Source organism: Embleya sp. NPDC005971, from assembly GCF_040629175.1.
Lineage (GTDB): Bacteria > Actinomycetota > Actinomycetes > Streptomycetales > Streptomycetaceae > Embleya.
In genome coordinates this window covers 29496-47933 of sequence record NZ_JBEXUX010000003.1, presented here as the reverse complement: position 1 = coordinate 47933, position 18438 = coordinate 29496, and the positions used below count along the sequence as shown (strand labels likewise).

Below are 18438 nucleotides of genomic sequence, written 5' to 3'. Positions count from 1 at the left end.
TCCCGAACGAGTGGTACCTCCCTTGCAAGTCGAGGGGGATGCGAGGGCGCGATAATGCGCCCATGACTTCCGCACCACACTCAACCACCCACCCCGGGGCTCGCGCGGTGAGCCAGGCCGTGATCCTCGCCGGCGGGCAGGGTTCCCGGCTGCGCCCCTACACCGACGATCGACCCAAGCCGATGGTGGAGATCCCCGGCACCGGCACGCCGATCATCGGACACCAGCTTCGCTGGCTGGCCGCCGAGGGCGTGCGCGATGTCGTGGTCTCCTGCGGGCACCTCGCGGAGGTGCTCCAGGACTGGCTCAAGAGCGCCGATCTGCCGGTCCGCGTGGAGACCGTCGTGGAGACCGAACCGCTGGGCCGGGGCGGCGGGTTGAAGTTCGCCGCCGCCGCGCTGCCGCGCCCGGACGAGCCGTGGTACGCCACCAACGGCGACATCTGGACCCGGTTCTCGCTCACCGAGATGGCGGCCTTCCACCACGAGCGCACCGCGCTGGCCACGCTCGCGCTGGCCCGGCCCCGGATTCCGTGGGGAGTGGTGGAGACGGACAAGTACGGCCATGTCCTGGACTTCATCGAGGCGCCGCCCTCGCCGTATCTGATCAACGCGGGCGTGTACGTGTTCGCGCCCGAGTTCACCGCGCTGCTGCCGGATGTCGGCGACCACGAGCGCACCACGTTCCCCGGGCTCGCCCGGACCCAGCGGCTGGCCGGGTTCCCGATTCCGCAGGGTGCCTACTGGCGGGCGATCGACACCGCCAAGGACCTGTCCGAGGCGGCCAGGGAGTTGCGCGGCGACGGCTGAGCACCGCGCCCGGGGATCGAACCGTCCGGCCCAACCGCTCGGCGGCTGGGCCGGACCGTTCTCCCGGGGTTTGCTGCCTGACGGCTTCCTCCGTCAGCGAGTGGGTTGTTCGGGGTCTCGTCTACGCGTTTCCCGTGACCCCCGCGGCCACGGGCTCGAGCGTGTCGAGTCGATCGTTCGGCCGCGGTGTCAGGACGTGATGCCCGCCCGGGCACCCGGATTGGCGGTGTCGCGCACCACCCTCAGGCCGTCCAGCAGTCCGGCGAGCTGGCCCTCGGTCAGCGGATCGACCAACCAGGTCTGCAGCAGTTCGACATGGCCGGGCAGCACGCCGCCGATCCGGTCCGCGCCGTCGCGGGTGAGCACGGCGAACAGTGCCCGTCGGTCGGTGGGACAGTTCTCCCGGGCGACCAATCCTTCCTTTTCCAGGCGATCCACCACCCGGGTCACGCCGGATGTGGACAACGATGTCTGGGCGGCGAGATCGCTCATCCGCAGGCGTTGCTCGGCCGAGCGGGACAACCGGACCAACACGTTGAAGTCCACCGTGGACAGTCCGTGCTCGCCCAACTGCGGAGCGAGTCGGTCCATCAGGCCCGTGTAGACCTCCACGAGCAGTCCCATGGCGGTGATCCGTGGATCGTCGAAGGCGCTGATCATCGAAGGGACGGGGGATGCGGCTCTCGGGGGAGTTTGCATGCTCCTATCATAGCTAGTAGTTGATATGCGGAATATCTTTGATGAATCTATTGCCTGAGGCGATATCCGCAAAGCAACTACTTCCCTCCGGGGAGTGCGGCATCCGCGCTCAGCGGCTCGCCAGGAACGCGTCCACCTGCTCGTGGATGTAGGCCACGTCCTCGGCGTCCATCCGGTGGTTCATCGGCACGATCAGCGCGTGCTCCATCACCCGGTCGGCGTTCGGGTAGCCGGCCGGGTCGGCCCGGTGCGCGATGTCCTTGAAGCCCGGCTGGCGCAGGATGTTGCCCGACCACACGGTGCGGGTGGACACCCCGCGTTCCTCCAGCCACGCCTGCATCTCGCCGCGGGTGAAGGACAACCCCTCGTTCAACAGGATGGGGAAGTTGAGCCAACCCGTCTCCAGGCCCTCGGTCTGCCGCGGCGCGGTGAACTCGGGACGTGCGTCGAAGTAGGCGTGGTGCGCCGCGAAGTGCTCCTGGCGGGTGGCCAGGAACCGGGGCAGCTTGGCGAGTTGGGCCAGGCCGAAGGCGGCGCCCAGCTCCGAGGGCTCGAAGTTCCAGCCGATCTCGTCGAAGATGAACAGGTTGTCGTACAGCACGCCGTCGATCTCCTCGAAGAAGTCGCGGTTGCCGCGCTTGGAGCCGAACAACTGCAACTCGCTGCGCCGGCCCCAACGGCGCAACATCAGGCCCCGGTCGCGCAGGTCCTCGTCGTCGGTGAGCACCATGCCGCCGTTGCCCGCGCAGGTGATGATGTGCGACATCGCGAAACTGGTCACCGAGATGTCCGCGCGGGTGCCCGTCGGCGTCCCGCGCAAGGTGGCGCCGAGCGCGTCGCAGGAGTCCTCGATCACCCGGAGGTCGTGCCGGTCCGCGATCGCGCGGATGGTGTCCCAGTCGGGGGCGTTGCCCGCGAGGTTGGGGGTCAGGATGGCCCGGGTGCGCGGGCCGATCAGGGCCTCGATCCGGGCCGGGTCGATCTGGTAGGTGTCCGGTTCGACATCCGCGAGCACCGGTACCAGACCCGCCTTGACCATCGGGGCGATGTCCGTGGAGAAGGTCAGCGTGGAGGTGATGATCTCGTCGCCGGGGGACAGTCGCAACAATTCGATCGCGAGGTAGAGCGCCGAGGAACCCGAGTTGCACATCAGGCCGTTGCGCTTGCCGAACAATTGCGCGACGCGCGTTTCCATGGCCGCCACGTTGCGCCCGATGCCCATCGCCGAGGGCGGCCCGTTCAACACCGCCAACATCGCGTCGATCTCGCTCTGATCGTGCACGCTGCCGGCGTATGGGATCTTGCGCATGAGTGCCTACCCTCGTGGTGATGTCGCGATCGCAGCACGGCTGACGAAGTGTCAGGGCGATGTGTCATAGCTATCATGGCTATGATGGGCGAACAAGACGACGGGAGCTGAGCGTGCGCTACACCACCGTGGGCAAGTCGGGTCTGAAGGTCTCCGCGATCGGCCTCGGCTGCAACAACTTCGGGATGCGGATCGACCAGGACGGCGCCGACAAGGTGGTCGGCGCCGCGCTCGACGCGGGCGTGACCCTGTTCGATACCGCCGACATGTACGGTGGCGGGAAATCCGAGGTGCTGCTGGGCAAGGCACTGGGCCACCGCCGCGAGGACGTGGTCGTGGCGACCAAGTTCGGCGCCAAGGTGGCCGAGGGGCCGTACGGCCGCGGCTCCTCGCGACGGCACATCGTGCGGAGCTGCGAAGGCAGCCTCCGGCGCCTGGGCACCGACCACATCGACCTGTACTACCAGCATTACGCCGACCCGGACACCCCGATCGAGGAGACCCTGGCCGCGCTCGACGACCTGGTTCGGGCGGGCAAGGTGCGCTATGTGGCCGCGTCCAACCTGGCCGCGTGGCAACTCGCCGACGCCGCGCACCTGGCGGGCTCGACCCGCTTCGTCGCCGCGCAGATCGAGTGGAGCCTGCTGAATCGCACCGTCGAGCGGGACATGGTGCCCGCCGCCCGACACTTCGGCGTCGGTGTCGTCCCATACTTCCCGCTCGCCTCCGGCCTGCTCAGCGGCAAGTATCGGCGCGGCGAGGAGTTCCCCCGGGACAGCCGGTTCGCGGCCGTCCCGTTCTTCGCCGAGGGGGTGGCCACCGACGACAACTTCGCCATCGTCGAGCGGCTCGCCGCCTACGCCGAGAGCCGGGAGCTGACCCTGCTGCAACTCGCGCTGTCCTGGCTTGCCGCGCAGCCCGAGGTGTCCTCGGTCCTGGTCGGCGCGACCCGACCCGAGCAGGTCTCGGCCAACGCCGCCGCGGTCGTGGAACTGACCGCGACCCAGGTTGCCGAGGTCGCCGAACTCGCCGCGGCGGTACCGGCGTGAACGCGGCGGCGCAACCGGTCCGCGCCGGCACCGAACGATCCCTGCGCAACGCCGGCATCGCGGACGAACTCGCCCGCCGGCTGCGCCGCCGGATCCTGGACGGCCCGCTGCGCGACGGCGACATGTTGCCCAAGCAGGACGACCTGATCGCCGAGTTCGGTGTCGGCCGCACCACACTGCGGCAGGCGTTTCGGATCCTGGAGACCGAGGGTCTGATCACCGTCAAACGCGGCAACACCGGCGGTGCGGTGGTACACGTCCCGCAACCCGCGGACGCGGCACACATGTTCGGCATGGTGATGCACGCGCGTCAGGTCCGGCTGGACGACCTCGCGCAGGCGCTGCGCCGGTTGGAACCGGTCTGCGCCGCGTTGTGCGCGGCACGTGCGGACCGGGCCACGGAGGTGGTGCCGTGGTTGCGGGAGGTGCACGCGCGGATGGAACTCGCGGTCGAGGACGGGCCGGCCTACATCCGGGCCGGGCGCGACTTCCACGAGGCGCTGGTGTTGTTGTGCGGCAACGAGACGATGAAGATCCTGCTCGGTGCGGTCGAGGTGTTGTGGGCGCAGCAGGAGCGGGAGTGGGCCCAGGAGGCACTGGCCGATACGGGGGAGCGGGTTCGACGCGCGGGTTTGCGGGATCACGAGCGGTTGATCGCGTTGATCGAGGCCGGCGACGAGACCGAGGTCTACCGCGAGTCGGTAAGCCACCTCGAAGCGGCCCAGGACTACCCCTTGCGCGACCGCGGCGGCGCCCCCATCACCTCCCCCTGACCCCACCGCCCAACGGCCCCCAACCCGCCACCCAACACAGCCACCCATCCCGGTCACCCGGCCCGGCCACCCGGCCCGGCCGAGCAGCCCGGCCACCCGGCCCGGTCACCCGGCCCGGCCACCCGGCCCGGCCGAGCAGCCCGGCCACCCGGCCCGGTCACCCGGCCCGGCCACCCGGCCCGGTCACCCGGCCCGGCCACCCGGCCCGGCCGAGCAGCCCGGCCACCCGGCCCGGCTACCTTGCCGGGCCAAGCAGCCCGGCCACCCAACCCGGTCACCCAACGCGGCCAAGCAGCCCGGCCACCCGGCCCGGCTGAGCAGCCCGGTCACCCAGCCTGGCTGAGCAGCCCGGCCACCCGGCCCGGCTGAGCAGCCCGGCTACCCAACCCGGCTACCTTGCCGGGCCGAGCAGCCCGGCCACCCGGCCCGGCCACCCGGCCCGGCCGAGCAGCCCGGCCACCCGGCCCGGCTACCTTGCCGGGCCAAGCAGCCCGGCCACCCAACCCGGTCACCCAACGCGGCCAAGCAGCCCGGCCACCCGGCCCGGCTGAGCAGCCCGGTCACCCAGCCTGGCTGAGCAGCCCGGCCACCCGACCCGGCTGAGCAGCCCGGCCACCCAGCCCGGCTACCTTGCCGGGCCGAGCAGCCCGGTCACCCAGCCCGCTCACCCAACCGCCCAAGTTGCCGCCCGGCCAAGTTGCCCGGCCGAACGGCCCGGTCACCCGGCCCGGCCGGCGTTTGAGGCCAACTCAGCCCGGCCGGCGCTTGAGGCCGAATAGCCCGGCCGGCGCCTGAGGCCACCCGCCCGTCGGGCGAAGGCCATGCAGCGCCATGCGGCGACGAGCATCGCGGCGACGAGCATCGCGGCGACGAGCACCTCACCGGGAGCGCCACAGCGAGGTCAGGACGTCGCCGTTGAAGCGGCCGATCACGCCCAGGGGGATGCCCTTGGGGCACACCGCGGTGCATTCGCCGGTGTTGGTGCAGCCGCCGAAGTCCGCTTCGTCGTGGGCGTGGATCATCGCCTCGACGCGGGTGTCCTGCTCCACCGCGCCCTGGGGCAACAGGCCCAGGTGGGTGGCCTTGGCGGCGGTGAACAACATCGCCGAGCCGTTCGGGCAGGCCGCCACGCACGCACCGCAGCCGATGCAGGTCGCGGCCTCGAACGCGGCGTCCGCGTCGGCCTTGGGGATCGGGGTGGCGTGCGCCTCGGGCGCCGACCCGGTGGGCGCGGTCACATAGCCGCCCGCCTCGATGATCCGGTCCAGGCCCGAGCGGTCCACCACCAGGTCCTTGACCACCGGGAAGGCCGCCGCGCGCCACGGCTCGACGTCGATGGTCTGCCCGTCGCGGAAGTGCCGTAGATGCAACTGGCAGGTCGTGGTGGCCTTCTGCGGCCCGTGCGGCACCCCGTCGATGACCAGGCTGCACGCGCCGCAGATGCCCTCACGGCAGTCGTGGTCGAAGGCCACCGGCTCGTCGCCGCTCTCGGTGAGTCGCTCGTTGAGCACGTCGAGCAACTCCAGGAAGGACATGTCCGCCGACGCGTCCGGCACGTCGTAGGAGACCATGCCGCCCCGATCCTCGGGACCCTTCTGTCGCCAGATGCGCAGGGTGAGCTTCATGCGTAGTTCCTCGTGGCCAGGGTGACGTTGTCGAAGGTGAGTTGCTCCCGGTGCAGGACCGGCGCGCCGTCGGTGTACTCCCACGCGGCGACATAGGCGAACGCCTCGTCGTCCCGGGCCGCCTCGCCGCCGGCGCTTTGGTGCTCGGCGCGGAAGTGGCCGCCGCAGGACTCCTCGCGGTGCAGCGCGTCCAGGCACATCAGCTCGGCGAGTTCGAGGAAGTCGGCGACCCGGCCGGCCTTCTCCAGCGACTGGTTCAACCCCGCACCGGTCCCCGGCACCCGCAACCGCGACCAGAACTGCGCACGCAGCTCCGGGATCCGGGCCAGCGCCTCGCGCAGCCCGGCCGCGTCCCGCTCCATGCCGCACTTCTCCCACATCAGCAGCCCCAGCTCGCGGTGGAAGTGGTCCGCGGACAGATCGCCGTCGATGGCGAGCAGCCGCTTGACCCGGTCCTGGACACCGGCCTCGGTGGCCACCAGCTCCGGATCGTCCGCGTCCACCGGCTCGAACGGCCCCTGGGCGAGGTAGTGGGTGAGCGTGGTCGGCAGGACGAAGTAGCCGTCGGCCAGCCCCTGCATGAGCGCCGAGGCGCCCAGCCGGTTCGCGCCGTGGTCGGAGAAGTTCGCCTCGCCGATCACGAACAGGCCCGCGATGGTGGACTGGAGGTCGTAGTCGACCCACAACCCGCCCATCGTGTAGTGCACCGCCGGGTAGATCCGCATCGGCACGGTGTACGGGTCCTCGCCGGTGATCCGCTCGTACATCGCGAAGAGGTTCCCGTACTTCTCCTCGACCGCCGGCGCGCCCAACCGCTCGATGGCGTCCGCGAAGTCGAGGTAGACGCCCAGTCCGCCCGGCCCCACGCCGCGCCCCTCGTCGCAGACCCGCTTGGCCGCGCGCGAGGCGATGTCGCGCGGGACCAGGTTGCCGAAGGCCGGATACATGCGCTCCAGGAAGTAGTCCCGCTCCGCCGTCGGGATCTCGCCGGGCGCGCGCGTGTCGCCGCCGGTGGCGGGCACCCACACCCGGCCGTCGTTGCGCAGCGACTCGCTCATCAGGGTGAGCTTGGACTGGTGCTCCCCGGAGACCGGGATGCAGGTCGGGTGGATCTGGGTGAAGCACGGGTTGGCGAACAGCGCGCCGCGGCGATGTGCGCGCCACACCGCGCTCGCGTTGCAGCCCATCGCGTTCGTGGACAGGAAGTAGGCGTTGCCGTAGCCGCCGGTGGCCAGCACCACCGCCTCGGCCAGGTGGGTGGAGACCTCGCCGGTGACCAGGTCGCGCACCACCACGCCGCGGGCCCGCCCGTCCACCACCACCAGGTCGAGCATCTCGGTGCGCGCGTGCACGGTGACGTTGCCGGCCGCGACCTGGCGCGACATCGCCTGGTAGGCGCCGAGCAGGAGTTGCTGGCCGGTCTGGCCACGCGCGTAGAAGGTCCGGGAGACCTGGGCGCCCCCGAACGAGCGCGTGTCCAGCAGGCCGCCGTAGTCGCGTGCGAACGGCACGCCCTGCGCGACGCACTGGTCGATGATCTGCGTGCTGACCTCGGCCAGGCGGTGCACGTTGGCCTCGCGGGCGCGGAAGTCGCCGCCCTTGATGGTGTCCTTGAACAGCCGGGCCACGCTGTCGCCGTCGCCGCGGTAGTTCTTGGCGGCGTTGATGCCCCCCTGCGCGGCGATGCTGTGTGCCCGGCGCGGCGAGTCCTGGTAGCAGAACGAGGTGACGGGATGGCCCAGTTCGGCCAGCGTGGCGGCGGCGGAGGCGCCCGCGAGGCCGGTGCCGACCACGATCACCGGGAGCCGGCGCCGGTTCGCCGGGTTGACCAGCCGCGCGGCCAGGCGGCGCTGCTCCCAGCGCCCGGCCAGATCGCCGGCGGGGGCGGCGTGGTCGGCGATCTCCGCGCCGACGGTGTACCGCGCGTACTCGGTGTGCCCGGCGGGCTCGGTGTATTCGGTGTACTCGGTGTGCGGGTCCATCACGTTCACCCCACGATTCCGACGGTCACGGCGAACGGCACGGACAGGAATCCGACCGTCATCAGTACGGCGTAGCCGGTCGCGATCGAGGCGATCAGCCGCTCGGTCCCCGGTCGTTGCCGACCGAGCGTGCGGGTCATGCTCCATACGCCGTGCCGCAGGTGGAAGCCGACCGCGACCACCGCGACCGTGTAGATCGCGGTGATGTACCAGTGCTCGAAGTCGGCGGTGACGTTCGTGTACGGCTTGCCGGAGGCACCGACCGGGTTGGCCACCCCGACGGTCAGGTCGAGCAGGTGGTAGACCACGAACAGGGCGATGATCACCCCGCCCCAGCGCATCGTGCGGGCCGCGTACGAGCCCTGCACCGGCGGGCGGTGCACGTACTTGACCGGCCGGGCCCGGCGGGCGCGGCGGGTGAGCAGGATCGCCATCGCCATGTGCACGAGCACGCTCACCGTCAGCGCCGCGCGGATGATCCACAGCGTGCCCTCGTGCGGAACCAGCGGTTCGCCGATGGTGCGCAACCAGTGGGCGTAGTGGTCGAAGCTCGACTCGCCGAAGAAGATCTTCAGATTGCCCAGCATGTGGGCGGTCAGGTAGGCAAGGAGCACGGCACCGCTGAGCGCCATCGCGATTTTCATCACCACGGTCGAGCGGTGCGACGCTCCCTGCCTGCGCCGCCCGGCGGATGCGGGAGCGCGGGTCAGGGTCGCCATGTGCTCGACGGTAGGTGGACCGAGGTCATGCCGTCCAAGACCGGAAATGCCTCGTTTCGATAGCTGCCGGCTATGCGAGGCTGGGGATATGCAGTTTCAGCAGCTCGTCTACTTCGTCGCGGTCGCCGAGACCCGGCACTTCACCCGGGCGGCGGCGCGCTCGCATGTCGCCCAACCGTCGTTGTCCAAGCAGATTCGGTCCCTGGAGCACGAGTTGGGCGCCGAACTGTTCACCCGGGTGCGCGGCAACATCGCGTTGACCCCGGCGGGGGAGCGGTTGTTGCCGATCGCGCGGCGGATCCTGGCGGACGTGGACGTGGCCCACCTGGAGGTGGCCGAACTGGTCGGGCTGCGCTCGGGTCGGGTGCGGATCGGCGCCACGCCGTCGTTGTCGGCGAGCCTGCTGGCCGAGGTGCTGCGCAGCTTCCAGGACCGCTACGCCGGCATCCGGCTGCTGGTCGACGAGAACGGCTCGCGCGACCTGGTGCGCTCGCTGCTGCGCGGTGACCTGGATCTGGCGCTGATCGTGGTGCCGCCGCAGGGGGTGGGCGCGGCGCTGACCACCGAACCGCTGCTGCGCGAGGACCTGGTGCTCGCGGGTACGCCGCCGGTGGCCGGTGCGACGGTGCCGATCGCGGCGCTGCGCGGGGTGCGGCTGGTGATGTTCCGGGACGGCTACGACCTGCGCGAGGCGACCTTGACGGCGTGTCACGAGGCGGGTTTCGAGCCGGAGTTCGCGATCGAGGGCGGCGAGATGGACGCGGTGCTGCGGTTCGTCGAGGTGGGCCTGGGGCCGGCGATCGTGCCGAGCATGGTGCTGGCCGGGCGGCCGGGCCTGACCGCGACGCCGCTCACCCCGCCGGGCCTGTCCCGCACCATCGCGCTCGCGCACCGCAGCGACGCCGCGCTCACCCACGCGGCGCGGGCGTTCCGGCACGAGTTGCGGGCGTTCCTGACCCCGGAGCGGCTGCCGGCGGGCGTCGAGCGCATCGGCGCCGAACGGTGACCCGACGGCGGCGGCGATACGCCGCCCGCGTCCGCGACGGCGCCTCAGCCCAGCGGCATGATCAGGCAGGTCGTGGTCGCCGTGGCGAGCAATCGGCCCTGGTGGTCCGTGAGTTCGGCCTCGGCGGTACGGATGGTGCGTCCCCGGTGGATGACCCGACCCTCGGCGCGCAGCTTGCTGCCGTCCAGTGGGCCCGGGCGCAGGTAGCGCACCGAGATGTCCAGCGACGTGTAGCCGGTGGCGGGCGGCAGTGTGGTGTGCACCGCGCAGGCCATCGCCGAGTCGAGCAGAGTGGCCGCGATGCCACCGTGCATGGTGCCGATCGGGTTGGCGAACTCGGGCCGCGCGGCCGCGCCGAACACGATCCGGCCGTCCTCGACCTCTTCCGGCTCCATGCCGATGAACGGGCCGATTCCCGTGGGCATGCCGTGGTCCCGCAGTGCCTGGAGCTGCTCCAGACCGGTCGGTCCCGCCGTCGACGACGCAGTGCTCATCCCGAACCCCTCACCTGAGTTGACGTTGTCAAGTTGACAACGTCAACTCGGCGGCTGTCAACTGGGGTGGTGCCTGCCACCAGCCGATCCCGCGCCCGCGCCCGACCCGGAGACGGGGCGCTGCTGCGCGACGAGATCCTGCGCGCGGCGACCGCGCTGCTCGACGAGGCCGGCGACGAGTCCGCGCTGACGTTGCGCGCGGTGGCCGCACGGGCGGGGGTGACGACTCCGTCGGTATACCTGCACTTCGCGAACAAGCAGGATCTGGTCGAGGCGGTCTGCCTGGCGGTGTGGGAGGACCTCGGGCGGCGGATGCGCGAGGCGGGGACCGGTGTCGAGGACCCGTACCAGTCGATGCGCCGCCGCGGTGCCGCCTTCGTTCGCTTCGGGCTCGAACACCCGGTGCAGTACCGCCTGTTGATGATGCGGCCGAGGTCCGCCGGGCAGACCGGGTGGACCGCGGCGGATGCCTGCCTGGCCTACGTCGGCGAGGCGATCCAGCCGTGTCTGGACGCGGGTGTCCTGGTCGGCGATCCGACCCGGCTGACCCTGCAGATGCTCGCGGCGCTGCACGGACTGGTCGCGCTGTATCTCGCGCAGCCGGACTATCCGTGGCCCGACGACGTGGAGACGATGGCGGACGAGGTGACCCGGATGGCCGGGTTGGGCTCGGCGCTCGCCGGGCGGTTGCGCGGTCCCGGTCCGGCGCCGAGCACGAGCGCCTTCGCGGCGGGCTTCGACGCGCTGGCGGAGCGGCTGCACCCGCCGCGGCACGGCGCAGCCGAGGGCGGTCGACCCTCGGGCGGCGGGCCGCTCCCGTAGCGGCAGGCGGGGGAGGCGGCCGCGCGCCCGGTGGCGTCGGGGTCAGTGACCCTTGCGCTTGTCCGCCTGCTTCTTCACCTTGTCCACGATGGACTTGACCTTGTCCGGGTTCTTCTTGGCGTAGTCGGTCGCCTTCTTGATCAGCTTGTCGAGACCGGCCATGACGCCCACTCCTTGTTCGGTACGGGGCGGTCGCGCCGCCACCGTGTCGCTGCGTGCTTCGTGCTCTGGTTCAGGATCAACCGCCGTCCGCGCCGAATCGTTCCCCGATGCGACGTCAGGGCCGCACCGAGGACGATGCGGCCCTGTTGCACGGCGGGTGCGGGTCGTGCGCCCGGGTGCGAACCCGGGAATCGGCTCAGACGTTGACGCCGAAGTCCTTCGCGATGCCGGCGAGACCCGAGGCGTAACCCTGGCCGACCGCGCGGAACTTCCACTCGTTGCCGTTGCGGTACAGCTCACCGAAGACCATCGCGGTCTCGGTGGACGCGTCCTCGGTGAGGTCGTAGCGGGCGAGCTCGTTGTTGTCCGCGCGGTTGACCACCCGGATGTACGCGTTGCGCACCTGGCCGAAGGACTGGTCCCGGGCCACCGCGTCGTGGATGGACACCGGGAAGACCACCCGCTGGACATCGGCCGGCACGGACGCGAGGTCGACGTTGACGGTCTCGTCGTCGCCCTCGCCCTCACCGGTGAGGTTGTCGCCGGTGTGCTGGACCGAGCCGTCGGGGCTGGTCAGGTTGTTGTAGAAGACGAAGTGCAGATCGGACAACACCCGACCGTCGTTGCCGAGCAGCAGCGCGCTCGCGTCGAGGTCGAAGTCCGCACCGGTCGTGCTGCGCGCATCCCATCCGAGACCCACCGCGACCGCGGTGAGGCCGGGCGCGGCCTTGGACAGGGATACGTTGCCGCCCTTGGCGAGGCTGACTCCCATGGCAGTGCTTCCTTCCCTCGTGCATATCGGGGTACAGGCGGATCGGGTGATCACGCGACGGCCGCCCGATGGGTAAATCTACAGGACTGTAGAAGCCCGGCGTGCGCCGGCGCGACGTGCGCATGTCGTGTGACGTGCGATCGCCAATGCAGTGATACCCCATCCCACCATCGACGGACGACAACGGGCAGCCGAACTCTCGGTACGGGTCCGTTGTTTCGGCCGTATCCGGGCGGATTCACGCGCTCACGGGCGCAGTCCGCCCCTGATCGGGCACCCGGGCAAAGAGTCGGAACGCCTCGCCGACGACGTCGGCGGTGAGCGTTCCGCCCAGCGTCGCCAGCCGCCCGTCGAGCGAACGCAACCCCAGACCCGCGCCGGTCGGCCCGGGATCGGCGTCGGCGCGCACACCGTCGTTGGTCAGGACCAGGACGACCGCACCGTCCGGCTCGACCGACGCGGTGATCGTGCACCGGCTCGCCGCGCTGTGCCGCAGCACGTTGGTGGCGCCCTCGCGCAGCACGGTCGCCAGCACGGTGTCGACGCCCGCGGGCAACTCGCCCACGTCGACGGCCACCTCCACCACCATCCCGGCCCCGGCCAGCACGTCCCGGGCGATCCGCGCCTCCACCGCCAACGACATCCCGCGATAACCGCCCGCGACCGTGCCCACGTCGGCCAGCGCCTGTCGGGCCAACGCCAGGCCCTCGGTGACCTGGGCCGCCGCCGCCGGCGGATCGCGGTCGACCAGGCGCAGCGCCAACTGGCTCTTGAGCACCAGCGCGGACAGGCTGAACCCGAGCAGATCGTGCAGGTCGTGCCCCAGCCGCAGCCGCTCGCGGGCCACCTGCGCGGCGGCCAACTCGATCCGGGCCACCCGCAACGCCCGCGCCAGGTCGGCCATCCGAACCAGCCCGTACACCAGCGCGGCGCGCTCCAGGATCCACACCACGTGATACACGTGGTCGAGCGCGGTCGGACTCCAGGTACCGAAGTACAGGTCGTGACACGCGAACCCGGCCACCGCGAGCACCCGCCACGGCCCACGCAGCAGGAGCAGCGCGGGCCCGGCCAGGAACAGTCCCACCGACCAGACCCGGGCGTCGAAGACCACCAGCGGCAGGTAGGCGAGCCCGATCTGCGCCGCGAACGTCCACTGCCACCGGCGCGGTCGCCCACCCGGCGCCGGTGTGCAGTTGCGGATGTAGAGCGCGACGAAGGCGATCAGCAGCAACACGAACAGCGCCCGGCGGCCGGGGGAGTAGTCGCTCGCGGCCGACACCCGCAGCGGCAGCGGCACGATGATCAGCACCAGGATCACCACCCGCAACACCGCGACCGCGCGCGGCGTCGGCTCGTCGGTGATCGCCGGCGGCGCGGTGCTCTCGACGCTCTTGTGCGCGTGCGCGAAGGCCCGGGCCGAGGTCATCGCGCTCCTGGCCTCGGCCAGCGCGTCGGCCAGTTCCGGGCGGGTGCGTTCGGGGTGCTCGCGCAGTCCGGCCGGCAGCGCCTCGCCGCGGGCCAGGATGCGGGTCAGGCTCGCCCCGACGCCGTCGCTGAGTTGCCGGGCGAAGCCCAGCCGTTCGCGGGCGACCTCGGCGTCGGCGAGCGCGGTCCGGGTCGCGGCCAGGGCGGCGACCAGGTCGGCCAGCCCGGCCGACGCGTACACCGCCAGACCGACCAGCGCGGCCTGCCCCACCACCAGATACAGCGCCTCCACCACGGTCGGCCGCACCGCGAGCGCCACCGGCACCTGGGCGGCCACCACCGCCAGGAACCCGACCCAGCCCGTCCAGGCCGGCCGCAACAGGAGCAGGGCGGCGCCGGCCAGGAAGCCCGGGTTGCCGTACCAGGTCTCGTGGAACCAGGTCATCGGCAGATAGGTGAGCACGGCCTGGGCGCCGAGCGTCCACCTCCACCCGGCCGGTCGCGAGCCGTCCGCCGGGCGTACGCAATTGCGCAGATGCAGGGTGACCAGGGCGAGCAGGAGCCCCAGCGCGATCGCCTTGGCGCCGGTCGACAACCGCGTCGATTGCACCAGACCGACGAAGCCGCCGAAGAAGAACCCACCGGTGACCGCCATGATCACCACCTGCGCGAGCAGCGCCGCCGGCCCGCCGTCCGAGTGCGGACCGAAGGCGACCCGCGGCGCGCCGCGGCGAACCCTCGACACCACCATGACCATCCCCCGTGCTGTCGCGCGACGCTCCCGCCGCCCCCGCCGGCGGTGGCGCCGAGCATGCTCGCGGCCCGGATCCGGGACCCGGCCGACACCCATGCCCGGACGGCAGGCAAACCGTACCGACCGGACATCCCACCGTCACTCCCGGGTCGACCCGTCCGTCACCCGCGCCGGGCGTGTCGGGTCGCGTCATGGGTGTCACTCGCACGGATCACCCCGCTGGCGCGCCCGCCTGCGGCGACCGACGGTGACACGAGGTAGGTGTATTCGTCACGAGTGCGAAGCGAGGCGCCCATGTTCGCGGCCCTGGGCCGGTTTGTCGTACGCAGACCCTGGTGGGTCATTCTGGCCTGGGTGATCGCCGCGGGTGTGGTGATCGGCCTCGCGCCGAAGCTGACCTCCTCCACGGACGAGAAGAGCTTCCTGCCCAAGTCCTACGAATCGGTGCGCGCCTCCGACCTGCGCGAGCGGGACTTCCCGCAGCAGGAGAACATCGGCGCGGTGATCGTCTTCCAGCGCGCCGACGGCCGGCCGATGACCGCGGCGGACAGCGCCGAGGTGGCCAGGATCTCGGCGTCGGTGCAGGCGCGCGGGATCAAGGACGTGCTCGCGGTGACGCCGGGCCAGGTCTCGCCGAACGGGCTCGTGCAGACCGCGATGGTCGCGATGCCGGAGATCAACGATCCCAACGACGAGGCGCCGCAGGACGCGGTCGAGCAGATGCGCAAGGACGTCAAGGCGCAGGTGGCCGGGACCGCGCTGACCGCCGGCATCACCGGGCAGGCCGCGCAGGCGCTCGACGAACGGGACTCGTCCGAGACCGCCGGCACCCTGGTCGCGGTCGGCACGATCGTGATCATCGTGTTGTTGCTGCTGATCATCTTCCGCAGCCCGATCATCGCGTTGTTGCCGGTGGTGATCATCGGGCTGATCGCGCCGATGGCCACGGGACTGATCGCCTCCGCCAACAAGGTCTTCGACATGAAGGCGGACAGCTCGATCGAACAACTGCTCACCGTGGTGCTGTTCGGTGTCGGTACGGACTACGTGTTGTTCCTGTTGTTCCGCTACCGCGAGGTGTTGCGCGAGGGCTCCGACGCCAAGAACGGCATGGTGCACGCGGTCTCCAGGGTCGGCGAGGCGATCGCGTCCGCGGCGGCGGCGGTGATCGTGGCCTTCGCCGCGCTGACGCTCTCCACGCTCGGCATGCTGCGCTCGATGGGCCCGGCGCTGGCGATCGCGGTGTTCGTGACGTTGCTGGCCGGCCTGACGCTGGTGCCGGCGGTGGTCTCGCTGCTGGGTACCCGGGTGTTCTGGCCGTCGAAGTCCTGGCGGGTGGCGCCGCACGGCACCGGCTTCGCCCGGCTCGGCCGCGGCATCGGCCGCCGGCCCGTGTTGTTCGCGGTGTCGTCCGCGCTGGTGATGGGTGTGCTCGCGATCGGCGCACTGGGTTACCAGGCCAACTTCGACCTGGCCGGTTCGTCGTTGCCCTCGGACAAGGAATCCGTGGTCGCGATGAAGAACCTGGAGAAGGGCTTCCCGCCGGGCACCACCGACCCGACCGAGGTCTACCTGACGTCCACCGCCGGCCGACCGCTCACGCCGGCGGAACGGGCGCCGTTCGAGGCGGTGCTGAAGGGGGTTCGCGGGGTGGGGTCGGTGGCCGACCCGGTGCTCAGCGCCGACGGGCAGACCGCGTTGTACTCGGTGGTCCTCTCCGACTCGCCCGCCACCGACGAGGCCCTGTCGACGATCAAGAACCGCCTGCGCCCGACCATGCACGAGGCCGCGCCGGCCGGGACCCGGGCACTGGTGGGCGGGATCAGCGCGGTGTACGTGGACATCAACCGCGCGGTGGACCGGGACTACTCGGTGGTCTTCCCGGTCGCGGCGGTGTGCATCATGATCATCCTGGGTCTGTTGCTGCGCAGCCTGGTCGCGCCGTGGTACCTGATGGCCTCGGTGGCACTCGGGTTCGGCGCGACGCTCGGCGCCACGTCGGTGCTGTTCCAGCAGATCGGCGACCAGCCCGGACTGATGTTCATGCTTCCGGTGATCATGTACCTCTTCGTGGTCGCCCTCGGCACCGACTACAACATCCTGATGGTGTCGCGCCTGCGTGAGGAGGCCCGCGAGGGCCACAACCCGCACGACGCGGCGGCCGTCGCGGTCAAGCACTCGGGCCCCACCATCGCCGCCGCGGGCGTGATCCTGGCGGGCACCTTCGCGACCCTGATGCTGGCCGGCAACTCGACCCTCGCCCAGATGGGCTTCGCCCTCTCCAGCGGTATCGCGATCGCGGCCTTCATCATGGCCCTGATCTTCACCCCGAGCCTGACCGCCCTGATCGGCCACGCGGCCTGGTGGCCCGGCCACGGCGACACCAAGCCGGCCGGCAAACCGGCACGCGAATCCGAACCGGTGCCATGAACCCCCGCCCGCCGCGCCGCCCTCCTTTGTCGGTGCGGAATCCAGCCTTCTTTCTTGCCGTTCGGCGTGTGCCGAACGGCGCGGCCCAATGGTCGAATCAGATCGCACCGAACCGGTGGGCGGACCCAGCCGACCGGTCGACGGACCTCGATACGTGAACACGTCACGTCCGCTATTCTCCAGGGATTCTTCCGGGCAATTGCCCCCCGTGGTAGATTGGCCGATTACCGGATATCGAGGCCGTGCGGATTCCATCCGCCGGTCCCGGTATCCGGTTTCTCGGTAGAATTCACTACGGAAAGCCTCGCGGGGGAAGCATGGGATTTGCGGCGCGTGTGGACGATGCAGGCGAGAGCTACCTGATGCGAGTGGTGGCGGAGATCGAACGTCTCTTCCGTATCTCCCGGGAGGAAGCGCTCGTTCGGGTCGATCGACATTTCCGGCCTTATCGATGGGACTTCACGCGTGAAGCGGACAGTTCCTTCCTGACGATGCACAGCCCGGAGTATTGGGCCCGTCGGATCTGTCTGGGCGACGACTTCGACGACCCGGGGAAGCCGGATCGGGAAGACCTTTCACCGGTGCCGGTTCCGGAGGCGGGTGATCCTGAATTCGGCGGTCGGGCGATGGGGGAGGGCGGTTTCGGCATCCAGTGGATCGTGCCCTTGAATGTCGACCTGAGCGCGATCGCCTCGGTGGTGTCCGGCAGTCCGCAAACGGCCGACGGGTATGTCTTCGGCATGGTGGGCGAAAATATGGAAATCAAGATCCTGGCGACTGCGGGCCCCGCCCGCGAAGGCGCCTGGATGATTCTTTGCATGCCGAATGCCGATGCTTCCTGGCAGGACGTCGCAGTGGACGTGCGGCGCATCGCCTATCGCTTGGAGGCGGCCGGCGTCGTCGACAATTCCCTTAATCTGGTCGATTTCCACGGCCCCACCAGGCTCCTTACCTGGTCTTTCTACTCGAGTGATTCCGAGCCTGAACTCCCCGAGCCCGTGCAGCCCGGTGAAAAGACTTCCTTCCGGCCGACCTCGGACCCCATTCCCTATCACATCGGTCACGCCGGTGCCGTTTCCGTGACGCATATGGTCGATCTGTGTGGTGGTGACGTGGCGGAGGCGGGCGGGATCCTCGGACTCTCGGAGGAAGCCGTCCGGGAATCCCTGGCCGTCGGCGAACCGTTCCGGCAGGTTCTCTACGTGGTCGGCGCCGGAGAAGACAACCCCGGGGCGGATATTCGGGCGGTCGACGGCTCCTGGCTCACCGAATATCGGGTGCGGACGTGGTTGGCGGACGTCGGCCACACGCCGGACGGCGCGGGCATGGCGGTATATGTCCTGCCCTACACCGAAGCCGACCGCATCGGGGAGGCACGGCCGAGGCTCACCGTCGTCGGCACCGCCGCGGACGTCGCCGCGGTCCGGGTCGCGGTGGCGGACGACGGAGAGGTTTCGGAGGGCTGAGCCCTGCCCGACGGATCTTGGATGGGGCGAATGCGGTGGATGGGGCGGTTCGGGGGCTTTTCGGGGTGGGTATGGGGACGCGGGCGGACGGCGTGGCCCGCGCCGGCCCGGTCGTGGCCGCGGTTGCCGGTCACGAGGT

At 70.8% G+C, this 18438-nt stretch carries 15 protein-coding genes; 7 read left to right on the top strand and 8 right to left on the bottom strand.

From position 1 onward, the window contains the following. The first annotated feature begins 62 nt into the window (after positions 1-62). Positions 63-809: a nucleotidyltransferase family protein gene (locus ABZ374_RS04490; RefSeq protein ID WP_360306037.1), complete on the top strand. Its 747-nt coding sequence runs from the start codon at positions 63-65 to the stop codon at positions 807-809. Positions 810-998: 189 nt separating this feature from the next. On the opposite strand, the gene ABZ374_RS04485 is transcribed toward ABZ374_RS04490, so the two are convergent. Further along, a complete protein-coding gene (locus tag ABZ374_RS04485; RefSeq protein WP_360306035.1) occupies positions 999-1469 on the bottom strand; it encodes a MarR family transcriptional regulator in 471 nt (156 codons plus the stop codon). Positions 1470-1617: 148 nt separating this feature from the next. Then, the gene (locus tag ABZ374_RS04480) at positions 1618-2817 is read right to left on the bottom strand and encodes a DegT/DnrJ/EryC1/StrS family aminotransferase (protein WP_360306033.1); all 1200 of its coding nucleotides are present in this window, start codon (positions 2815-2817) and stop codon (positions 1618-1620) included. Between the two features lie 113 nt (positions 2818-2930). Here ABZ374_RS04480 and ABZ374_RS04475 point away from each other — a divergent pair, with 113 nt between their 5' ends. After that, a complete protein-coding gene (locus ABZ374_RS04475) occupies positions 2931-3866 on the top strand; it encodes an aldo/keto reductase (RefSeq protein ID WP_360306031.1) in 936 nt (311 codons plus the stop codon). Next, a complete protein-coding gene (locus ABZ374_RS04470; RefSeq protein ID WP_360306029.1) occupies positions 3863-4639 on the top strand; it encodes an FCD domain-containing protein in 777 nt (258 codons plus the stop codon). Before ABZ374_RS04475 ends, ABZ374_RS04470 begins: the two co-directional genes overlap by 4 nt. An 878-nt stretch (positions 4640-5517) precedes the next feature. Here ABZ374_RS04470 and ABZ374_RS04465 read toward each other — a convergent pair. The 3 genes from ABZ374_RS04465 to ABZ374_RS04455 are packed head-to-tail and all read right to left on the bottom strand — an operon-like array spanning position 5518 to position 8965. Beyond that, a complete protein-coding gene (locus tag ABZ374_RS04465; RefSeq protein ID WP_360306027.1) occupies positions 5518-6264 on the bottom strand; it encodes a succinate dehydrogenase/fumarate reductase iron-sulfur subunit in 747 nt (248 codons plus the stop codon). Continuing rightward, positions 6261-8246 (bottom strand): fumarate reductase/succinate dehydrogenase flavoprotein subunit, encoded by a 1986-nt coding sequence (locus ABZ374_RS04460; protein ID WP_360306025.1) that lies wholly within the window; start codon positions 8244-8246, stop codon positions 6261-6263. The genes ABZ374_RS04465 and ABZ374_RS04460 overlap by 4 nt, the downstream gene beginning before the upstream one ends. 5 nt (positions 8247-8251) lie before the next feature. Further along, on the bottom strand, positions 8252-8965 hold the full coding sequence (locus tag ABZ374_RS04455; RefSeq protein ID WP_360306023.1) for a succinate dehydrogenase cytochrome b subunit: 714 nt from the start codon (positions 8963-8965) through the stop codon (positions 8252-8254). An 88-nt stretch (positions 8966-9053) separates the two neighbouring features. Between ABZ374_RS04455 and ABZ374_RS04450 the strand changes: the two genes are divergently transcribed. Further along, the gene (locus ABZ374_RS04450; protein WP_360306021.1) at positions 9054-9971 is read left to right on the top strand and encodes a LysR substrate-binding domain-containing protein; all 918 of its coding nucleotides are present in this window, start codon (positions 9054-9056) and stop codon (positions 9969-9971) included. A 44-nt stretch (positions 9972-10015) separates the two neighbouring features. Here ABZ374_RS04450 and ABZ374_RS04445 read toward each other — a convergent pair whose 3' ends face one another. Beyond that, complete coding sequence (locus tag ABZ374_RS04445; protein ID WP_360306019.1) at positions 10016-10465, bottom strand: PaaI family thioesterase; 450 nt, start codon at positions 10463-10465, stop codon at positions 10016-10018. Between the two features lie 69 nt (positions 10466-10534). On the opposite strand from ABZ374_RS04445, the gene ABZ374_RS04440 reads away from it, so the two are divergent. Further along, positions 10535-11287, top strand: a complete 753-nt coding sequence (locus ABZ374_RS04440) for a TetR/AcrR family transcriptional regulator (protein WP_360306017.1) — start codon at positions 10535-10537, stop codon at positions 11285-11287. 358 nt (positions 11288-11645) lie between these two features. Here the strand turns inward: ABZ374_RS04440 and ABZ374_RS04435 are convergent, their stop codons facing one another. Together ABZ374_RS04435 and ABZ374_RS04430 are read right to left on the bottom strand one after the other, a co-directional pair. After that, on the bottom strand, positions 11646-12221 hold the full coding sequence (locus tag ABZ374_RS04435; RefSeq protein WP_020548622.1) for a TerD family protein: 576 nt from the start codon (positions 12219-12221) through the stop codon (positions 11646-11648). 238 nt (positions 12222-12459) lie between these two features. Then, on the bottom strand, positions 12460-14394 hold the full coding sequence (locus tag ABZ374_RS04430; protein ID WP_360306015.1) for a histidine kinase: 1935 nt from the start codon (positions 14392-14394) through the stop codon (positions 12460-12462). 303 nt (positions 14395-14697) lie between these two features. On the opposite strand from ABZ374_RS04430, the gene ABZ374_RS04425 reads away from it, so the two are divergent. Both ABZ374_RS04425 and ABZ374_RS04420 read left to right on the top strand, forming a co-directional pair. After that, positions 14698-16833, top strand: a complete 2136-nt coding sequence (locus tag ABZ374_RS04425; RefSeq protein WP_360306013.1) for an MMPL family transporter — start codon at positions 14698-14700, stop codon at positions 16831-16833. 317 nt (positions 16834-17150) lie between these two features. Continuing rightward, positions 17151-18299 carry a hypothetical protein gene (locus tag ABZ374_RS04420; RefSeq protein ID WP_360306011.1) on the top strand — a complete coding sequence of 383 codons (1149 nt, stop codon included), beginning with the start codon at positions 17151-17153 and terminating at the stop codon, positions 18297-18299. Positions 18300-18438: the final 139 nt, after the last annotated feature.